The organism is Enterococcus sp. MMGLQ5-1 (genome assembly GCF_013155265.1).
Lineage (GTDB): Bacteria > Bacillota > Bacilli > Lactobacillales > Streptococcaceae > MMGLQ5-1.
Window position 1 is genome coordinate 449,863 of the sequence record NZ_JABJXU010000001.1, and the last position, 16,906, is coordinate 466,768.

Here is a 16,906-nt window from a genome sequence, read left to right on the forward strand (position 1 = left end):
GAAGTTAACATCTGTAAAATTCTACCAAAAAAAAGAACTCAAGGGAAGCCTTTAAGGTAAAGCTTAATTATTCTTTACCTTGTAGCAATTGAACAGGTAAAATGATATTTTGATCTAAAAATTCATCTGGCTGCTTAATTCTTGTAATTAAGCAGTCAATTAATACTTCGGCAATCTCATCGATTGGTTGAATAATTGTTGTCAAATTTGGAAAAATTCTTTGGGCAAGCTTTGTGCCATCGTAACCGACGACCTTGAAATTAGGTTTATTGAGCGAGTGGGCAACCTTAAGTACCAAATCCGCAGTTAAATCATCACTAGCAAAAATCGCCTCTAAATGCTCATCTAAAATAAACTTTTTTATTTTATTGATTTTTAAATTATGAGTTGTATCCCGAGGTAATAATAGTGTATGGGGTGTAAGTCCTTTGTCCTTAATCACCTCTAGATAGCCTTGATTTCTAAGATTAGTTGGTGAGCTTGAACTCAAGCTACCAGAAATCATCCCAATTTGCTGGCAGCCATTCATAATTAGATGATTTGTTGCAATCTTGCCGCCTGAAAAGTTATCCGAGGAAACGATTGTAATATTCGGGCTCAATGCACGGTCAAAAGAAATAATGGGTAAATCGATATTTTCATATTCAACGATGCCTAAATTATGGCTACCGGCAATTATGCCATCGACTTGGTTGGCTGCCAACATTTTTAAGTAAGCTCTCTCTTTTTCCGAATCATGCTCAGCATTGCAAAGAATTGTTTTATAGCCTCGCTCGAAAAGCTTCCGTTCAATTGTTTCAATCAACTCGCCAAAAAAGGGGTCTGAAACGGATGGAAAAATCAGACCAATGAGATTAGTTTTTTTACCCTGCAAAGAACGTGCTAAATTATTTGGTTGATAATTTAGTGTTTCCATTGCCTCATGTACCTTGCGTATTGTTTTCTCACTAAGGTAGCCGTAATTATTAATGACTCGACTAACTGTAGTAGGTGAAACACCAGCTAGCTTTGCGACATCTGTTAATTTTACCATTTAAAGTCCTAACTTATAGATTGTTTTTGTCTGAATACCTTTGAATTCAAGACCGGTTTGGTCCTCTGCTGGAAAGACGCGAGCAGTTAATACTTTTTCACCATTATTAATAAAAATTTCAATCACTGATTGATCAACAAAGGCGTTAATAATTATTTCTTTATTTGCATTAACCTGAACGCTTCTAGTGGTGCCAAAGGCTTCCGCAAAAGTTTGTCCAGCTCGACTGCGGTCTAATGTTATTATACCATTATTTGTAATTGAAAGCTTAAGCCCATTTGTTTTTGAAGCGTAAAAATTAATTTCAGCGCTCTGATTCGCTGCAATTTTAAATTCGGCCTCATAGCTGTTATTTTTAGGTGTCTCAATAATTTCCTGACGACAGCTTAGCATTTCTTTAACTGGGTATTGGTGCAATTTACCATCTACTAGTGTCAATTCCTTGACTAAGCTTAATGTACTTGCCCAGCCTTCAGCATCAGTCGGATAACTGATATCTGGTAAACCAATCCAGCTGACTGATAGTACGCGACCATCAGGTGCATTAAAGGCTTGTGTGGCATAAACATCAAACCCTTCGTCTAAATCATAAATTTCAGATGGATTAACTAATTCCGCTTTTTCAGGATTGAAGCTTTCAGCCGTCACATAGGTATTAGGAAAAATATTTTGATAGCTCAAATCATTTTTTGAAAGACCCTGCGGGCAAAAGAGCAAGACTGGTTTTTGATTAATAAAGACCAGATTCGGACATTCAACCATAAAGCCAAGTGCTTTATCGGTAAATTTTAATTGATTAAGCAATTTGAATTGCTTAATATCCTTATTTTCCGCTTTGTAAAGTAAAACGTGACCATTTTCAGCCAAATCCTGCGCACCAATGACCATATAAAGTTCGCTTTGATATTCAAAAATCATTGGATCTCTAAAATGATCTGTATAGCCGGCAGGGTGGTCAATTAAAGGCTGCTCTAATTTGGTGATTTCGCCATCTTTTGACAACCAAGCGCCATTTTGAAAGGCAAAACGCTCCCAGTTTTCATTTCTTACATTACCTGTGTAAAATAAAAATAATTGGTCATCAATTTCTAACGCACTGCCTGAATAGACACCATGTGAGTCTAGTGGAGAGTCTGGTAATAAGGTCAAGCCTTCATATTGCCAATGAACTAGGTCATCAGAGGTCGCTTTTGCCCAAGATTTTAGACCATGACTTGCACCATAAGGAAACGCTTGGTAAAAAAGATGCCACTTGCCATTAAAATAGGAAAAGCCATTTGGATCGTTCAGCAGACCGGTTTCTGGGTCTAAGTGAAAATGATTCCGCCATTTTGACCCTTTAACGGTTTTTTTTAATAATTTAATGTAATCCTTGTCGCTTTCCCATTCTTGATATGGTCGATAGCGTTCTTCTCTTGTCCAATCGGTAATTATTTCTGTCATGATTTCAATTCAATCCTTTATTATAAATTTTGAAAGCCTATTCAACACTATTTTATCAGTAATCGAATATATGTCAAACGATTATCATATTTTGTTGAATTTTCAATGCAATCCCTAAAATAACGACGTATTTAGTGTTGTTTAAGTGTATAATTTGAATAAAATTGTATTATTAATCACTCAAAGTATCCGTAGTGATACTCAAAAGGAGTTTATGATGAATTTTCAACAGTTTAAATATATTGATGCGATTGAAAAAACAGGCTCAATTAACGCTGCTGCGCAATCTTTATTTGTAACAGCCTCAACCATCTCTAGTGCTCTAAAAGGCTTAGAGGCGGAGCTTGGGCTTCAGATTTTTACGCGTTCAAAGAAGGGAATGGTAGCAACCCATCTAGGTGCTGATTTTATAAGGAGTATACGTGGCGTACTCTCTCAAATGACGGAAATTGAAGCTGCCTACCTGAATCATTCGAGCCATAAAAAAGTTTTATCAATCACAAGTCAGCATTACGACTTTGCCTCGGTTGCCTTTGCCAACTTAATTCAAACAATTGATACCGAAAGCTATACGTTCCGTTTTTTAGAAACGGATACAAAGCAGGTGATATCTGATGTTAAGCATAATATTAGTCAAATTGGTCTAATCTACTTAAGTGCCTTTAATTCAAAGATATTAAATCGCGTTTTGGAGCAGGAAGGTCTTTCCTTTCATCCATTATTCAGCTTCCAGCCTCATGTCTTTTTAGGGAAAACACATCCCCTAGCACAGCAAGATGAAATAAGCTATGACCAATTGGATAAATATCCTGCGATTACTTTTGAACAGGCAGAGGATTCCCCTATTTATTTTTCAGAGGAGCCTCAAATGAGTCAAAATTCGGCTAAAAAAATTATTGTTGGCGATCGTGCGAGTGCGATTAATATTTTGATTCATTCGGAGAGCTATTTAATTGGTTCAGGCATTATGAGTAGCAATATTACCAAAAATGAATTGATAGTTATTCCAATAGCGACACCATTTCAAGATACGATTGGGTGGCTACAAAATAAGGATAGTCAGCTATTACCAGAAATTGCCACCTTTTTGCAATTTTTACGGGCAGAAATCACAGATCGACTAATATAGTAATTATTTAGCTTAATCATTCGTTTTTTTCGATGATATGTGTTCAAATTTTTTCGCTAGCTGCTGTCTTTTTTTAATGTTAAGATAATTTCACTATCATTGTAGTAGTTGACGGTAGTTTAGAAAATAGCGTAATAAATATTTATAAGAGTATTAACAATTAATAATTAATAGTATAAACATTGAGGAGGGATTTTATGACTAATCACAATTTAGGCTTTGATACGTTGCAGGTACATGCAGGTCAGGTACCTGATCCGACAACTGGGGCTAGAGCAGTGCCAATTTATCAAACAACATCATATGTTTTTAAGGATACCGAGGAAGCGGAAGGTCGGTTTGCTTTAACAAATGCAGGAAATATCTATAGTCGACTGACTAACCCAACAACTGATGTTTTTGAACAAAGAATTGCTGCATTAGAAGGTGGGACAGCGGCACTTGCTGTTGCTTCTGGCTCTGCTGCGGTAACCTATGCCATTTTAAATATTGCCAATGCAGGTGATAACATTGTTTCTGCAAGCACTCTATATGGTGGTACTTATAGTTTATTTGCTAACACATTACCAAAGTATGGCATTAAGGCTCATTTTGTCAATCCAGATCAGCCAGCCAATTTTGAGGCAGCTATTGATGAAAAAACGAAAGCCATATACTATGAAACGCTTGGTAATCCTAGTAACAGCATTATTGATTACGATGAGGTTGCTAAGATTGCTCAAAAGCATCATTTACCGATTATTGTCGATGCAACCTTTTCAACACCTTATTTATTTAAACCATTTGAGCATGGCGCAAATGTTATTGTTCATTCGGCAACCAAGTTTATTGGCGGGCATGGGACTTCAATTGGTGGGGTAATTGTTGAAGGTGGCAATTTTGATTGGACTAATGGTAAGTTTCCCGGCTTCACTGAGCCAGATGAATCATATCATGGCATCAAATTTGCAGATTTAGGTGGCGCAGCCTTTGCGACTAAGATTCGTGCACAGCTATTACGTGATACTGGCGCAGCCTTATCACCATTTCATTCATGGTTATTTATCCAGGGCTTAGAGACTTTATCTTTGCGGGTGCAACGTCATGTTGATAATACTGAGAAAATTGTTGATTTTTTATTGCAGCATCCGAAGGTTGGCAAGGTTGATCATCCTTATGCCAAAACAAGCCCATATCATCAATTAGCAGAAAAATATTATCCTAAAGGCGCAGGCTCAATTTTTACCTTTTCTCTAAAGGATCAATCTGTTCAAAAGAGTCGTGATTTAATTGATGCCTTGGAAATCTTTTCTCAATTAGCCAATGTTGCCGATACCAAGTCTTTAGTGATTCATCCAGCAACAACCACGCATCAACAGCTATCACCTGAGGAACAAATTGCCGCTGGCTTTGGTCCAGAGGTGATTCGTCTGTCCATAGGCTTAGAGGATGTGAATGATTTAATTGCTGATTTAACACAGGCACTTAATAAGATTTAGTGAAAGCAATTTTTGTTAGAGGTTGAGTCATTAATCGTTTAATTATGTGAAAAGTTCTTGACAGACTAACTTACTTTCAGTATGATGGTAGGAGTGTAAAATACGTGCAGCATAGTTGTAGAGGTCACGTCAACAGTTTTGAACATGGAGCTAGTAACCGCGGCTGCAAAGGTGAACGTTAGTCAAAACTGCACGTCCTCGGGCAATTTAAGTCACTATTTTACTCCAAAATAGGTCGATTAGACCAAACTTATTATATTGGAGGAATTTATTAATGTCTCGTTACACAGGACCATCATGGAAAGTATCACGTCGTTTAGGTATTTCATTAACTGGATCAGGCAAGGAATTAGCTCGCCGTCCATACGTTCCCGGTCAACATGGACCAAACAATCGTGGTAAGCTTTCAGAATACGGTTTACAATTAGCTGAAAAGCAAAAATTACGTCATACTTATGGCTTAAATGAACGTCAATTCCGTAATTTATTTGTGCAAGCTTCAAAAATTAAAGAAGGTACACTTGGTTTCAACTTCATGGTGTTATTAGAACGTCGTTTAGACAATGTTGTTTTCCGTTTAGGTCTTGCAACTACTCGTCGTCAAGCACGTCAATTTGTTAACCATGGTCATATTTTAGTTGACGGCAAACGTGTGGATATCCCTTCATACCGTGTTGAAGTAGGTCAAGTAATTACTGTTCGTGAAAAATCTCAAAATGTACCAGCTATCAAAGAAGCTGTTGAAGCAATCTTAGGTCGTCCAGCATTTGTTACTTTTGATACTGAAAAATTAGAAGGTTCATTAACTCGTTTACCAGAGCGTGATGAAATTAACCCAGAAATCAACGAAGCACTTATCGTTGAATACTATAACAAACAAATGTAATCGAAGTCGTAAAGACAATTTATTTTCTTTACAGCGGAGTGTCGTTTGTTTGAGGGCACTTTGTTGTTTGCGTAGCAAACCATGCTAAGCATTTTTGGGATTTATCCAAAAGACAAAGTGCCAGTCAAACAAATGTAATCTTACAAGCCTTGTATCCCTTGTTTATCAAGTGGTTCAAGGCTTTTTCTTTGCCTAAAATAGTGAAAAATAGCAAAAATATCAGAAACTTAGATTATTCGGCTTATCAACTAAGTCATTTTTCATATTTTTAGTAACGTGAGTATAGACAGATATTGTCATTCTTTCTTCTGCATGTCCGACACGATCCGCAATCACTTTTATCGGAATATTGTTTTCTAGTGCCCACTCCATGAGACTGAATCAAATGTCAGTGGCGAAATGAAGCTGAGCCTACCAAATGAATAAGAGCGTTACGATTAATTTCGTAGCGAATTTTTATTGAAAATGGTATAATGACGTAATTTAAATGAATGGGTGGTTAAATGGAAATTAAACAAGTCTCAAATAATTATATTGATTTTGTAAATCTAACCCAACAATTGGATAAACATTTACATGAACTTGGCGCAGAAGAAGCTGAAGATGAGCGTGAAAAATACGATGCACTTAATCAAGTAGACAATATTTCGTGGGCATTAATTGCTTATGATGATAATTTGGCAATTGGTTGTGCAGCAATAAAGCGATTTGATGATAAAACTGTGGAGGTTAAAAGAGTTTTTGTTGATGATAAATATCGCGGTAGAGGGATAGCTAGAAAACTGATTCATGAACTAGAAGAAAAAGTTAAGAGCGAAGGTTATCAAGAATTAGTTTTGGAAACGGGAAAAAATAATTTGGCAGCAATTACAATGTATCAAAAATTCAATTACCAATTCATCGATAATTATCCACCTTATGAGAATATGTCAGATTCAGTTTGCATGAAAAAAATCTTATTTGTTTGATTATCAACTCAAATTAATCCCAGACGTTTTTGATTTTTAAAGTCCAATTAAAGATTGCCGTTTTATGATTAGCTCATCCCAAATAAATAGATTATGAGTAAAATTGAACTTGTTGGTTGGGTAAATGTAATTTTATTATTATTTGGTGTGCTTAAATGCATTTTCGCTAATATAAAATGACATAATTGTCATTTGCTTAATATAATCGGAGCGATGACTATTGCTTTTCTTCTTTTAGGAAAAAGATTTTCAGTCTGTTATCCTTAATTTTATTTGGCCATCGTAGGTTTTTTAAGTATCGTATTAGCCTATATTTAAAATTCACCTCAGGGTTTTAGTGGATTAATAATTATAAATTTAGTAGACCCTAATAAGTTAGCCTCGACATTATTTCGAGCAGGAAAGTTTTAACCTGCTAATAGTGAGCGGGTTAATGTTAGGAGGAAATATCATGCAAATGAATAAATTATGGAATCCGGTTGTAAAACCTCAATATTTTAATCTTATAACGAAATTCCTTCGGGGATGGATTCAGGGACTGAAGAAATGCTCCCACTATATCATTATAGCGAGCTAAATCCTTAAGAAAATCTTGCCATTAATTTATATATTATTGGCGAAACTGACTAGTGGGATAAAAATATTAACAATATTCAACCAGTATTTTCATGGTATGAATTTTCAATTTTTGACTATGTTTTAAATAAAGTCGCTGTATTGCATGATTTGCTAAATTCAAAAGATGATTATCAAGAACGTGATTTTTACACTCCTGAACTATTGAACTTTGCAATGCTAAAAACTGAATAGGATATTCTTGCTCTCATAATCGATAGGCGCATTTTTATATAAGATTTTTTTATTTTAAGAGGTTATTGCATGTTAATAATGATTAGAACAGTTTTTTTTAGGATATAATTGATTTTCAAAAATGGCTATATCTCAGGGTTTAATAGAGCTTCTATCATTAATAGGTAGCGCTGGCAATGAAACTTTAGATATTGTGATTAAAAGCTTAAACTCAAAATAAAAAGGATGACACTAAATTTAGTGTAATTGATATAAAATAAGTTAATAAACTCACTCTTAGTTTTTCATTTAATTATTGAGTGAGTTTTTTATGTAGGAATAATATTTTGAATAGTGTTCATGATATAATTGCAGCTAAGAGATTGATAACTTGCGGTGTAGTTAAGCGTAAAAACCTTATCTCATTCTTGCAGTTGCAATCTGAAGTAAATAATAGTATAAGTATAAAACGCAATGTCATTATAACGTAGATACAGCATAATATTTCATATAGAATGTAACTATACTGACGATACGAAAGCGAAATTAGCTATTTACTAAAGTTGAGCTCAAAATTGGTTTTCAGTGCTGTTATTTCTTATAAATTACTTGTCTTTAAAAAAATGCTGTGATAATCTTATTATAAATTATTAAAAATGTTATTTATTAAATTTATTAATAGATTTGAGGGATTATTAATGGCTAAAGTTGCATCTGATTATGGTGTCGCCGTAGGCGCTGCTGCTGGCATTGCGGGCGTTCAAGCAGATACGAGTAAAAAAACAGTTACGCTAAGTGAAAGTAACATCCAAAGTATGAAGGACGGCGCGAGTGTTAACAATCAGCTTTTGTCTGATTTGAGTCAATTAGTGAGCTGTGTTCAAGCACAGGCAGACAAGTTTCCACAGTTAGCTGAAAAAATTGCCTTGCGTGATAGTCAGGCTAGCTTTAATGCTGGGGGCAATTAAATTGAAAGATATTAATGGCAATGAACGTTTATTATACAATCAAAAAATTACGGAAAAAGAGCGGGAAATGGAAGAAATTTCCGCTCAAAAGCGCCAAATTGAGCAGGTGTTATTTAACCTAGAAGAAGATCTGGCGAATCATCATCAACAGCTAATCAATCTCAATGATGAGCTGGTTGTTAAAGGTGCTGATGATTATCGGCTGAATCAGGAAAATGAAACCATTCAGCACTATCAATTTAAGCGCATTATCAGCGCGCAATCCGAACAATTAAATCACGCATTTAAACAATCAATTAACGAATTAGAAAATGAGCGTGAGGCACTTTATCGGGAAAGGAATGAGTTAGCTTGGGATTAAAATATGCAAGTGGTGAATCGTCAGAATTAATTTCTGGTTTGACCACCAATTTAGAAAGTGCGCATTCAACGATTGAGTCGCTAAAGTCAGGCTGTCAGCAGCTGACTGCCGCTGTTGATGGCAATACCTTATCTGGTGCTGCCTATACAGCAGGTAAAGGTCTGTTTCAAGAATTAATTATACCAACGATTACGCGAGTCACCGAGGCAACGGATGATGTCAAAGCCGATTTATCTAAATACAGTTCAGCCAATGATATCGTATCGGATGAATCGCTATTAGATGAGGCTAACTTAAAGCAACAAATTGCGATTAAAAAAGCTTCAAAGGCTGTGGTAGACGCAGCAAGCTATTCAATTCGCTTACAAGCCATTTCTAATCCGCTTGTTAAGCTCGCAGATGCCTTATTCGATGCTCAAAATCGATTAAATGGGATTTCTGACGATTTACAGGATGGCATTGATAAATTACAAAAGAAGCTAGATAAACTACAGGCATTTTCAAGTGCAGTCAGTGGTTTATTTAGCGATAGCTTAAATAATTTCAAGATTGCGATGCAAGGCGTTACTGTTTTAAACGATACGACGGTTAATAGTGATGGTACTTATTCATTACCAGAAGGCACTGATAAGAGCTGGTTTACGGATTTTAAGAAAAAAACAGTTAATGAATCAGCGATGGAAGCAGAGTTAAAAAATATGCCTGATAACCTAACTGAAGAAGAAACAGAATTATGGTTTAGTAAAAATATTTCAAAATACGGCATAGATTTTTTAAAAACAGCTAAAACTTGGGTATCTAGAGGTTATAAAGGGTTAGATGCATATATTAAATATAAAAATGGAAAAGTCTTTTTTAAGGGCGTAGCGATTACGCAAGATGCAGCTGGCGTTTTAAAGTGGGGTAATAAATTTTTATATGATCCAACCAAAGGCTTGGGTGCAACTACGAAAAATTTATTTAAACCTAATAAATTTGATGGTACTTTTAGAACAGGAAAAGAATTTAAAGATGCAAGCAAAATTGATTTAGCGAAATATAATTATGCTAAGTTACCAAATGGGAAAATAGATGTTAAAGCATTGACTCGTGCTGGAGTTAGTAAATTTAAAGAATCAGTAAATCCAGCCAATGACTTCAAGGGCTGGAAAGATGCCGGTAAATTAGGCAAATTCGGTAAGGGATTAGGTCTTTTCTCTACTGGAATGACGATTACCACTAATTTTAGTAAATATGTCGACTTAAGTGATGGTTTACAAACTGAGGAAGCTACAAACTTTGTGGTCGATACTACAGTAGATGTTGGGAGTGCTGCAGCCGCTTCTGCCACAGGTGCAGCGTTTGGCTCATTATTTTTACCGCCTTTAGGAACTGTAGTTGGGGCTGCAGCAGGAATAGGAGTTAGCATGGTAATAAATCATAAATATGGTAATCCTCCAAAAAGTGCAGTGGATCATGTTAAAGATGGTGCTAAAAAAGTTGTAAATGGAATAGGTAATGCAATAGGAAAAGGATTAAAATCTGTGTTTGGATAATGGTTAATTTAAATAAAATTAAAACAACTCAAGAATTAAATGAGCAATATTTTTTAGCATTATCAGTTACTAGAGGTTCACTTAGTATGTTGAAAACAAGTTTTTTTGGTGTTTTCTTGTCATTGATATGTTTGTATCCATCATATATTATAGAAAAAACAGTAAACCAGTCTAATCCATGGGTGATACCAATTAATCTTTTACTAGTATCTATATTAATTTTTATGAGTATATTAGCATTTATTACTTTAACAACGGATATTTCATATAAATATCAAAAAGTGTTTTCAATACTTTTAGTTATATATATACTATTATTAGCTAATATTTTAGTCTATTTAGGATATATTATTTCAGTTTATACGGAAACTAATTTAAATTGGAATTCTAATTCATCAAATTTATTTATAATGACTGTAATAATTATGTGGCTCGTTACAATTTCCTATAATATACACTGGTTACAAAAAAATCTTAAACACGGTTTTTCAGAAAACAGAGCTAAATTAAATTATAAAGCCAAAGCAAGCGTCTATAACTCTAAAACATTATGGATTATATTTGGACTAACTTTTCTAGGTGGGATAGTTACTCAAAAAATTAATTTTATATTTGGATTAGGGTTAGCAATTTTGATGATAGTAGCTTTTTCCAGACTAATAATTGAACTTGCATATCTAGCATTTCTAAAAATAAAAGATAAAAAATATTGGGAATTAGTTCCTGAAAAAGAGGAATTAACTAACAAAGAGAAACAAATAAAATATAAAAAAATATTCAAATGGGTGAATGTTAGTTTAAGTATATTATTTTTATGTATAATTCCTCAGATAATTGAAAAATATCATATATTAGGTAAGTTAAACATAGTATTAACGACAGTTTTTTGGTTAAGTTTACTAAATTTAATTATTATAATGTTGATAAAACTTGTTTCTAAAATAAGAAATAAGTGGTTTAAGTAAGGGGAGAGAAAAATGGAATTTAAAAAAAGAGAACTTAGTCTAAATAATTTGATAGGCTTAACAGCTCCACTTAATTCTGACGATGATGTTTTCAATCAAGTTGAAAGAATTGGTCAAGAATTGAAAAGACAGCTTATTGAAAATGAATATTATACAAATGGTCCAATAATTTTTAAATATAACCCTTTTAAAGATCAAGAAATATCTATTTTTACTACTATAGGTAATCAAGTAAACATTATTGGAGAAAATGAGCTCTCTATAGAATTTTTTCAACATTTTGATTTAGAAACGAACTATTACTACAGACATTATGATGAAACTGAAGCAATTCCGTATAGTGAAATAAAAAATAAAATTAATGAATCAGGTAAAATTCTTAAAACGATTTATCATGTGATTTTAGATTTTTATAATGAAACTATACTAGATTTATACTGTGAGGTAGAGTGACAATGGTTAGTACTGTGATACCTGTTGAAAAAATTAGTTATCAAAATGTCGTAAGTCGTCGAAAGAAAATATATTATGAAGATTTAGATAAATTCTATATTGAATTTGTGCAGGATATATTGGATGCAAATTATACTTTAAGAGGACCGTTTTTTTATAGTTTAAATAATGTCCCTAAGGATGAAATAATAGATATAGAGCTATTTTTTCCAATATATGAAAATCAATTTACTAAAGAAAACTATAAATTTTCGAGTTATTTTTTAGTAGATAATTTATTGAAAACTGTGGTATTTAATAAATATAATGTTTTGACAGAAAAAGCATATAGTGATTTATTGTTAACATTGGAAAATAGTGAGTTAGAAATAAATACTCCTTTTTTTCATATAATGCCAATGACTACTTATGATTATGTGGAGATATTAATAGGATATAAAGATGTTGACCAACAATTAAACAAATATGAGGAATCCGCTATAGAGCATGATGACTTGGATACACAAGGTTTTATTTTTTAATCAATCAAAATAATATTTAAGAGGCTGGGACATAAGTCATAAATCAGGACCTATTTTGCTCAATCTGAAAAACAAAATGCATAATACCAATGTTTGTATCCATCGCTATTATGCGTTTTTTGCGTTATTTAGACTTATGTCCCAAGCTTGTCTATTTTTGATGTTAAAATAGGAATAAAAAGCACTTTTCGCCAAGTAAAAGTGTGGTTTTTAATGTTGGATATCTACTCATAGTGATACAAGGTAATATGCACGAATTCAAATGTTCATATTTTGGAGAGATATTCAAGATTGATGAAGCTAGTTGTGCCGATATTTTAAATCCAATGGCTGTTTTTAAGGGAGCTTTTGGATGGTAGAAAAAAAATATGACCGATATGTAATAGAAAAATTAAATCGAATAAATACGAGATATTTTTTTGCAAAAATTCATGAAAGGTCGTATATAATTGATTATTTTAATATTTTAGATTTTAGAAATTATTTTCCATTTCGTATGTTTAGTTCTAATAGAAAAAAATCTTGGAAAATATATGATGTTACTGGTAAAGAATTAATTTATAAAACCACCTCTTTAAATCAAATCTCATTTTCTTATTGGTTTATTGTGTCTATGCCATTAATGAATCTCATTTTTTCTTTTCTTACTAGTGAGCATCATTATTTTGTATTATTTCTACTATTATTCAGTTATATAACGATGTTAATTACACTTTTTAATATTTTTAATAAACAAAAATACTCTTTTAATAAGTTTAAAACATTAAAATTGGAAATCATAAAAAATAAAATATCTAGAACATTTGAAGAAAAATTGGAGACATTATGGCAAACTTTAATTAAAATTTTATGGTTCGTTGTATTTCTATTTTTAATCTATTTATCATTACAAGGATTAGCAAATTTTTTTAATGCATTATTTTATATATCATTATTTTCGGCAATAGGTAATGTTTATGGTAATCGCAGTTTAGACCAGATGTCTCAAAAAAATATCAAATTTTAAAAGGAGAATAGATTATGTTACTAATTGGAAGTATCGTTTATTTATCCAGAGGGATTAGATCCAGAACAAGTATATTATTTTAATGATAATGATATTGATGAAGTAATTTTTAAAGGTTATATAGATGACGATGAAAAGCGTTTTATTGAACTATTTACTCAATGGAAAGAAAAAAATTCTGAAATCGTACCTAAGGGTGACGTCGACATCAATGATGAAAAAATAATAACTAATCTTTTCATAAACGCCTTGTCACTGTCAGAGATGATGGTGGCTTTTGTTTGTTATATTATCTAATTAAGAATACAATCTACAGTAAGTATGACTAATCAAAAAGAGGTGTGTTTAAAATGAATAAAAATAATATTGAAATTACAATAATAGAATTGCTAAAAAAATCAATCGAAAAAGCCAAGCAGTTAAGCTACAATCAATTGGAACTGTTATTGTCTAATTCATTAACTCAGATTAAAAATTCGGATGTAAAAAACGTTGTTCCTGAATTAAATGAAACATTAATGCTGTACTTAGCAGCTCATCCAAGTCATGGTTTTAATGAAATTAGTCAACTCATTAAAATACTTGGAAGTTATTCAGGCTCAATAAATTATGGTAAATGGTCTGGACTGGGACAACTGGGTTATCATTAGTCATCAGCAACTCTCACGGGATGGAAATTGTTCTCTGTGTTATAATATCAATCAATTTTATTGTAATTTGATAAGGCTCTCTTGTTTTCAAGTGACACTTTGTTGTTGGCATCTCAAACAATGTCGACTTTTTTTGAATTTATCAAAAGGCAAACTGCCAGTCAAACTAATGTCATTTCATAAGCCTTATTTCCCTTGTCTACAAGTGATAAAAGGCTTTTTGTTTGTGTAGAAAAGTGAAAAGTAGCAAGAACGGGGGAGAGATATTTAAAAAGCTATTTTTCTAATTTGCTTAATAATTTATTTCTCATATTTAAACTGAATATGTTTATAGTGATGTTAATTTTGTAAAAGTATAATTGAAAAAGTTTAAAAAATAATTTATTTTTTTTTAGATAAGAAAAGGGTGCTTAGCAAAATTAATAAACTAATGCCAAAAATAATATTATCTGTAAGGATACCGAAAATGATACTTGCGAATATAGTGGCGATAATATAAAAAATGTGTTTTCTCGAATTATTCAAAAAATCAATCCTTTCTATTAATTTAAGCGTAACATTTTAAAAATTGAGATTAAAGAAAATCGCTTATTCAAAATTAATGATTTTTGATGTGATATGATATAAAAAAATATGTAATCTAAAATTGAAAAGAGTAGAAAAATGGCAGAGACGTCAGATGCCTTAGTAATTATTGACCTTCAAAATGGTGTGTGTAAGTCTGAAGAATTGATTTATAATTTTCACGAACTCGTGCGCTTAGTTAATCATCGAGTTGCGCAATACCAGAAAGATAATAAAGCAATTATTATCATCCAGCATTGTGATGAGACTTTATTACAAGGGAGCTATGAGTGGGAAGTTGTGCCTGAATTAAATATACCAACAAATGTTCATAAAGTTATAAAAACACATGCCGATTCATTTTTTAAAACCAATTTTCAAAGTTTATTAAAAAAATTAAAAGTTACTGAAATGGAAATTTGTGGAGCACAAACCGAATATTGCATTGATACAACAATAAAAGTGGCTCATGCTTTAGGTTATCATATTCAAATGCAGCATGGAGCGACTACAACCTATGATAATCCTTATATGCATGCTCAAGCCACAATTAATTTTTATGAAGGTATCTGGCATCAAAGATTTGTAACATTTATTAATTGATATTGTTATTATTTTAAATAAAATAGATATATTTTTGATTTGTGACGTAAAATTGATTCTATAAAATATATCTCTTGTTATGAAGACAAGTCAGAAATTATACAAGGGATTATTGAATATATAAAAATGATTTTAAAAGCTATAAAGTCATTTTTTTATAAATTTCAATCTTATCTTCAATAAATTCAATATTTTGAGAAATCTCAGTTTGCTTTACTTTTAATATTTCTAATTGTTCAAAGAGTAATTTTAAGCGATTTGAAATGGTTGAATCACCTTGATATCTTAATTTGGCGTACTCTTTAATATTTTTGATTGTCATACCAGTTTTTTTGAGTCTCAAAATAAAAAGTAACCATTCATAATCTGCCTCAAGATAATATCTTCTGTTATTTGAGTCCCGTTGACTAAAAATAATCGCTTCTTTTTCGTAATAGCGCAGAGTATCGATTGATAAACCAGATTTTTTCGCGAATTGTCCAATTGAATATTGTGTCATTTTTAATCTCCTTTTTAAAATAAGTGCTTGATATGGAGTTAACTCTAGCATGTAGAATAAATAGTGTCAAAGTGATTTGAATAATTAAAATTTTAAAACGGAGGCATTAAAATGATGAAAGAAAAAAGTCGATACCAAAGTGGTTTTGAAAAATTAAAAGAAATTGATGGTCAGGCAGGAGAAAATGTAATTGAATCATTAGCTGGAATGACAGAGGATATCGGTAAATATATTCTTGAATTTGCTTTTGGAGATATCTACAATCGAAAGGGTTTAGATATTAGGCAAAGAGAATTAATTACGCTGGCGAGTTTGATTTCGCAAGGTGATACTGGTCCTCAGTTAGAAGTTCATTTTAAAGCATCATTAAATGTCGGGATTACGCAAGAAGAAATTGTAGAGACATTGATTCAATGTATTCCTTATGTTGGCTTTCCAAGAGTATTAAATGCGACTTTTATTGCCAAAAAAATCTTCTCGAATGAACAATGAGACTAACAAGAAAGAAATGCTTTAAGATAATTTTAGATAGTATGAATTAAGTTTATTATAAGCTTTAACGAATCTGGTGTGGAGAATAGCCTAGCGATATGTCGAATAGTGCTAGAGTAGGAGCAGAAGGTATAAAAATTTATTTATTTCTGAAAGTGGTGAATCGTATTAATTTTAAAATGAGGCAATCAGCCTCTTTTTTTTGTGATTGTCACTTACCTCCCGAAAATTGCTTGCAATTTGAGGCGGTTATTTAAAAAGCTGAAATGACCGATTAGCAACGTACAAACTTAGAAAAATGATGTAAGCGAGCTATCGCTCGTGCGTACTTTTTCACTAGTTTGCTAGGTGCTGGTCAATGAAGCTAGATTATCTAAAAAGTTGAAATAGCTTGGTCTGACAACTGCGAACGGTAGGCGAAATTTGAAAGTGTCGTTCTCAGACCCGTCAAATTTTGACTCGAAAGCATGTTGTCAAGCCGTTGAAGCTAGATTAGTGGCATCATCGAAAGTAATTTCGCTCACCAGAATTAGAGGTATTATCAATTTATCGCTAAAGTATGG

Annotated in this window: 18 protein-coding genes and 1 pseudogene; 15 read left to right on the forward strand and 4 right to left on the reverse strand. The window is 32.5% G+C overall.

What is annotated here, in order from left to right:
- Positions 1 to 67 precede the first annotated feature (67 nt).
- On the reverse strand, positions 68 to 1,033 hold the full coding sequence (locus HOY35_RS02000) for a LacI family DNA-binding transcriptional regulator (protein ID WP_172210339.1): 966 nt from the start codon (positions 1,031 to 1,033) through the stop codon (positions 68 to 70).
- Positions 1,034 to 2,476: a sucrose-6-phosphate hydrolase gene (locus HOY35_RS02005; RefSeq protein WP_172210340.1), complete on the reverse strand. Its 1,443-nt coding sequence runs from the start codon at positions 2,474 to 2,476 to the stop codon at positions 1,034 to 1,036.
- A gap of 217 nt (positions 2,477 to 2,693) precedes the next feature.
- Between HOY35_RS02005 and HOY35_RS02010 the strand changes: the two genes are divergently transcribed.
- From HOY35_RS02010 to rpsD, 3 genes are all read left to right on the forward strand, one after another.
- Positions 2,694 to 3,605 carry a LysR family transcriptional regulator gene (locus HOY35_RS02010; RefSeq protein WP_172210341.1) on the forward strand — a complete coding sequence of 304 codons (912 nt, stop codon included), beginning with the start codon at positions 2,694 to 2,696 and terminating at the stop codon, positions 3,603 to 3,605.
- Between the two features lie 197 nt (positions 3,606 to 3,802).
- Positions 3,803 to 5,083, forward strand: coding sequence for an O-acetylhomoserine aminocarboxypropyltransferase/cysteine synthase family protein (locus tag HOY35_RS02015; RefSeq protein ID WP_172210342.1), 1,281 nt, complete (start codon positions 3,803 to 3,805; stop codon positions 5,081 to 5,083).
- Between the two features lie 274 nt (positions 5,084 to 5,357).
- Positions 5,358 to 5,969: a 30S ribosomal protein S4 gene (gene rpsD / locus HOY35_RS02020; protein WP_172210343.1), complete on the forward strand. Its 612-nt coding sequence runs from the start codon at positions 5,358 to 5,360 to the stop codon at positions 5,967 to 5,969.
- A 219-nt stretch (positions 5,970 to 6,188) separates the two neighbouring features.
- On the opposite strand, the pseudogene HOY35_RS02025 reads toward rpsD, so the two are convergent.
- Positions 6,189 to 6,326, reverse strand: a pseudogene (locus HOY35_RS02025) (site-specific integrase); the annotation flags it as partial.
- Positions 6,327 to 6,472: 146 nt separating this feature from the next.
- On the opposite strand from HOY35_RS02025, the gene HOY35_RS02030 reads away from it, so the two are divergent.
- From HOY35_RS02030 to HOY35_RS02080, 11 genes are all read left to right on the forward strand, one after another.
- Positions 6,473 to 6,937 (forward strand): GNAT family N-acetyltransferase, encoded by a 465-nt coding sequence (locus tag HOY35_RS02030; protein ID WP_172210345.1) that lies wholly within the window; start codon positions 6,473 to 6,475, stop codon positions 6,935 to 6,937.
- Positions 6,938 to 8,424: 1,487 nt separating this feature from the next.
- Positions 8,425 to 8,694 carry a hypothetical protein gene (locus HOY35_RS02035; protein ID WP_172210346.1) on the forward strand — a complete coding sequence of 90 codons (270 nt, stop codon included), beginning with the start codon at positions 8,425 to 8,427 and terminating at the stop codon, positions 8,692 to 8,694.
- Position 8,695: 1 nt separating this feature from the next.
- On the forward strand, positions 8,696 to 9,055 hold the full coding sequence (locus tag HOY35_RS02040) for a hypothetical protein (protein WP_172210347.1): 360 nt from the start codon (positions 8,696 to 8,698) through the stop codon (positions 9,053 to 9,055).
- The gene (locus tag HOY35_RS02045; protein ID WP_172210348.1) at positions 9,046 to 10,590 is read left to right on the forward strand and encodes a T7SS effector LXG polymorphic toxin; all 1,545 of its coding nucleotides are present in this window, start codon (positions 9,046 to 9,048) and stop codon (positions 10,588 to 10,590) included. The genes HOY35_RS02040 and HOY35_RS02045 overlap by 10 nt, the downstream gene beginning before the upstream one ends.
- Positions 10,590 to 11,555, forward strand: coding sequence for a hypothetical protein (locus tag HOY35_RS02050; protein ID WP_172210349.1), 966 nt, complete (start codon positions 10,590 to 10,592; stop codon positions 11,553 to 11,555). The genes HOY35_RS02045 and HOY35_RS02050 overlap by 1 nt, the downstream gene beginning before the upstream one ends.
- Positions 11,556 to 11,567: 12 nt before the next feature.
- Entirely contained in the window at positions 11,568 to 12,008 is a 441-nt protein-coding gene (locus HOY35_RS02055) for a hypothetical protein (RefSeq protein WP_172210350.1), read from the forward strand.
- Between the two features lie 2 nt (positions 12,009 to 12,010).
- Positions 12,011 to 12,529 carry a DUF5085 family protein gene (locus HOY35_RS02060; protein WP_172210546.1) on the forward strand — a complete coding sequence of 173 codons (519 nt, stop codon included), beginning with the start codon at positions 12,011 to 12,013 and terminating at the stop codon, positions 12,527 to 12,529.
- A 352-nt stretch (positions 12,530 to 12,881) separates the two neighbouring features.
- Entirely contained in the window at positions 12,882 to 13,535 is a 654-nt protein-coding gene (locus HOY35_RS02065; protein WP_172210351.1) for a hypothetical protein, read from the forward strand.
- Between the two features lie 24 nt (positions 13,536 to 13,559).
- Positions 13,560 to 13,832, forward strand: coding sequence for a DUF4176 domain-containing protein (locus HOY35_RS02070; RefSeq protein WP_172210352.1), 273 nt, complete (start codon positions 13,560 to 13,562; stop codon positions 13,830 to 13,832).
- A 53-nt stretch (positions 13,833 to 13,885) separates the two neighbouring features.
- Positions 13,886 to 14,185, forward strand: a complete 300-nt coding sequence (locus tag HOY35_RS02075; protein WP_172210353.1) for a hypothetical protein — start codon at positions 13,886 to 13,888, stop codon at positions 14,183 to 14,185.
- Positions 14,186 to 14,848: 663 nt separating this feature from the next.
- Entirely contained in the window at positions 14,849 to 15,352 is a 504-nt protein-coding gene (locus HOY35_RS02080) for an isochorismatase family protein (RefSeq protein ID WP_172210354.1), read from the forward strand.
- A gap of 139 nt (positions 15,353 to 15,491) precedes the next feature.
- Here HOY35_RS02080 and HOY35_RS02085 read toward each other — a convergent pair whose 3' ends face one another.
- Positions 15,492 to 15,851, reverse strand: coding sequence for a MerR family transcriptional regulator (locus HOY35_RS02085; RefSeq protein WP_172210355.1), 360 nt, complete (start codon positions 15,849 to 15,851; stop codon positions 15,492 to 15,494).
- Positions 15,852 to 15,965: 114 nt separating this feature from the next.
- Between HOY35_RS02085 and HOY35_RS02090 the strand changes: the two genes are divergently transcribed.
- Positions 15,966 to 16,343: a carboxymuconolactone decarboxylase family protein gene (locus HOY35_RS02090; protein ID WP_172210547.1), complete on the forward strand. Its 378-nt coding sequence runs from the start codon at positions 15,966 to 15,968 to the stop codon at positions 16,341 to 16,343.
- Positions 16,344 to 16,906: the final 563 nt, after the last annotated feature.